Consider the following 2,476-nt stretch of genomic DNA (forward strand, 5'->3'; position numbering starts at 1 on the left):
TGTTTCGCTTGAAGTGCCTTCAGGATCGCCTGTCGATCCTCCTGGGGTGTCCGCGGCTGGGGCATCACTGGGCTTGCAGGCGTCGGTAGTGTATGGCCGGAGCGGGTGCTGGTTGTCAGAGTCGGGCGCGCAATTCCTGCAGGGCCAGTATTTCAGCGTTTTGGGCTTCTGCGAGGCCGGCGGCAAAATCGCGGACGCGCGCTGTCTCGGCCAGGTTCACGGCAGCGGTGGCCATGGCCACCCCGCCCTGGTGATGGCGGATCATCAGGTCTGTGAACAGGCGGTCAGCATCGGCTCCCGAAGCGGACCGAAGGGCCTGCAGCTGTTCCGGGGTTGCCATGCCCGCCATCGGTGTCTCCGGCGCCGTTGCCGGGGCACTTTGATGGTCTGCCCCGTGGTCGCCGGTTCCCATCCAGGCCATCGGCGCCGCTTGGCCCGCCTGGGACAGGCCCCATCCCTGCAGCCAGGCGTACATCTGGCCGCTCTGGTGCTGCTGGGTAGTGGCAATATCGTAGGCGACAGCGCGGATCTCCTCGTTGGAGGAAGTATCCCTCACGGTCAGGGCCATCTCAACGGCCTGGGCATGGTGCGCCTGCATGTCGCGGGCGAACCCGGCGTCGGGCCCGTCGTCAGGGACCAGCTGGGGCGCTGCGGTCAGCCGCCCTACCGCAAAGAAAGCCAGCGCGGTGAGGATGAAAACGGTCACGAAGACGATCCACAACAAACCCCGCAGCCGCCTCGGCCGTTCCGCGCCCGCAGTTCCCGGTGCTGGGTCCTGGACGGTCACATCCAACCCTGCGGATCGACGGTCTGCCCGTTGAAGAGCACCTCGAAATGCAGGTGACAGCCGGTGGAGTTCCCCGTCGTTCCGGCTGCGGCCAGACGCTGGCCAGCGCCGACGGCAGCGCCGACGCTCGTTTCGATTGACGCGAGGTGGTTATAGGTGCTTTTGAGGCCGTTGCCGTGGTCAACCACGATGCGGTTTCCCCCGCCGTAGGCGGACCAGCCTGCCTCGACAACCGTCCCGGCGCCGGCCGCGAACACCGCGGTCTGACATGAAGCCACCAGGTCAAGGCCGGTGTGAAGCTCCCCTGATCCTCCCGTGATCGGGCTTGTGCGGAAACCGAACGGAGAAGACACGGACATGCTGGCCAGCGGTGCGCCAAGCCCTGAAGCGGCAGCGGGGCCGACGGGAACCGCTGCGGAGGGGGCTGGCTGCGGGGAGCCGGCCGATCCTGCCGGCAAGGTCTGGGGTGCTTCGGGGGCCGGGGCCGTGGCCACCAGGGACCGGTCAAACGAGATGGCGGCGCCGGGAGAAGCCTGGGCTGGTCCCTCCGCCAGGGCCGCACTGCCCGCAGCTGTCGCCAGCGGCCGGTCCGGGCCCGTGCCGGCATTGGCCGCAGTGACGGTGGCACCTACGAGCATGGCCACGGTGATCGTGGCCGCTGCCGGAAGGTTGCGGCGAAGAACGGCGAAGTCCCGGAGGGTAGGCCGGTGCCGGCTGTGCCGGGGCCCAGCTGAGGAGGGGCGGAACGAACTCGCGGGCACCGGGTTACGGTGCCGGCCGCGGGCAGGGGAGGACGGCATGGGGATCCTTTCGGCGCCTGCGAAGTTAGCTGTCGGGTTCGGGCCAGGAATAAGCCCGGCCGGAGCTACAAACCTCTCAAACAGGAGGTCTTCGTCCGGCTTCACCCCAAGGCAGTGCAACTGCCAAAAAGTGGGTTCTCCGCCCCCGCCTGGAAGACTTGGTGTTTCGAATCCGCGGCGGGGCTGGGCGTACAGACTCAAAAGGCACCGATACAGAAATGCCTGTACCCACGTTACCCTAAGATAACGAACCGTTATAATCGCGTGATCTGCGGCACTTAGCCGGGCGTCCGTCCCTTCCGGTTTATTTCTGTTCCCCGTAAATCGATTGCTCTGGGTACCTTCAAGTGTTCAGAGGTTTGGGGCCTGGTCTCCTCCGCGCCGTGCCGTCCTGGAGCTGGGTGCCCCACGCTCGACGTCGTTTACCCGAGTTTTGATGACAGCGACGACGGGATCCTGCTGGCGATGACGGCCTACGTTCCGCCCCGCGCGGTTCCCACGACGCTGGTCCTGGACAGTGAAAGCCCGGCCAGTGCCACGATTTTGGGTATTTCCGAGAAAGAGACCCTCAAGGCGCCCATCGTGTCGGCGCTGGCCGGACGGTAAGGAAGCGCGCAGGAGAATAGCTGCAACACGCGGGCTTACCGTCGCCGTTCGGGCCTGTCTGCCAGCTGCTGCAGGTAGTGATTGTAGGCCTCCATATCAGCGTCGCCGCCTGCCGCGGCCACCACGCGCTCTGTCCGCGCCCAGCCACGGGCTTCGTCCCGCTGCCAGCGGACAAGGATGAACATCAGCAGCAGCACCCCGGGCAACTCACCATAGGACCACGCCAGGCCTCCGGCGACCTCCTGGTCACGCATCGGATCGATATTCCACGCCGCCGGCGGGC

4 protein-coding genes and 1 riboswitch are annotated in these 2,476 nt (G+C 66.5%); of the genes, 1 reads left to right on the plus strand and 3 read right to left on the minus strand.

Features of this window, described 5'->3' with window-relative positions; genetic code table 11:
- Window positions 1-115 precede the first annotated feature (115 nt).
- Window positions 116-706, minus strand: a complete 591-nt coding sequence (locus tag M8J71_RS22840; RefSeq protein ID WP_256250154.1) for a DUF305 domain-containing protein — start codon at window positions 704-706, stop codon at window positions 116-118.
- A 77-nt stretch (window positions 707-783) separates the two neighbouring features.
- Entirely contained in the window at window positions 784-1,587 is an 804-nt protein-coding gene (locus tag M8J71_RS22845; RefSeq protein WP_256250155.1) for a M23 family metallopeptidase, read from the minus strand.
- A gap of 2 nt (window positions 1,588-1,589) precedes the next feature.
- A riboswitch (cyclic di-AMP (ydaO/yuaA leader) is annotated at window positions 1,590-1,761 on the minus strand.
- A gap of 291 nt (window positions 1,762-2,052) precedes the next feature.
- Here M8J71_RS22845 and M8J71_RS22850 point away from each other — a divergent pair.
- A complete protein-coding gene (locus M8J71_RS22850; RefSeq protein WP_308292975.1) occupies window positions 2,053-2,193 on the plus strand; it encodes a hypothetical protein in 141 nt (46 codons plus the stop codon).
- 35 nt (window positions 2,194-2,228) lie between these two features.
- Here M8J71_RS22850 and M8J71_RS22855 read toward each other — a convergent pair.
- On the minus strand, window positions 2,229-2,476 hold a 248-nt coding region (locus M8J71_RS22855), incomplete at its 5' end, for a cytochrome c oxidase assembly protein (protein WP_256250156.1).

The organism is Pseudarthrobacter sp. R1, from assembly GCF_024494415.1.
Classification (GTDB): domain Bacteria; phylum Actinomycetota; class Actinomycetes; order Actinomycetales; family Micrococcaceae; genus Arthrobacter.

What these genes read in the sequence shown, in the direction of transcription:
- M8J71_RS22845 (WP_256250155.1), bottom strand. Translation starts at nt 1,587, where the DNA reads ATGCCGTCCTCCCCTGCCCGCGGCCGGCACCGTAACCCGGTGCCCGCG.
- M8J71_RS22850 (WP_308292975.1), top strand. Translation starts at nt 2,053, where the DNA reads ATGACGGCCTACGTTCCGCCCCGCGCGGTTCCCACGACGCTGGTCCTG.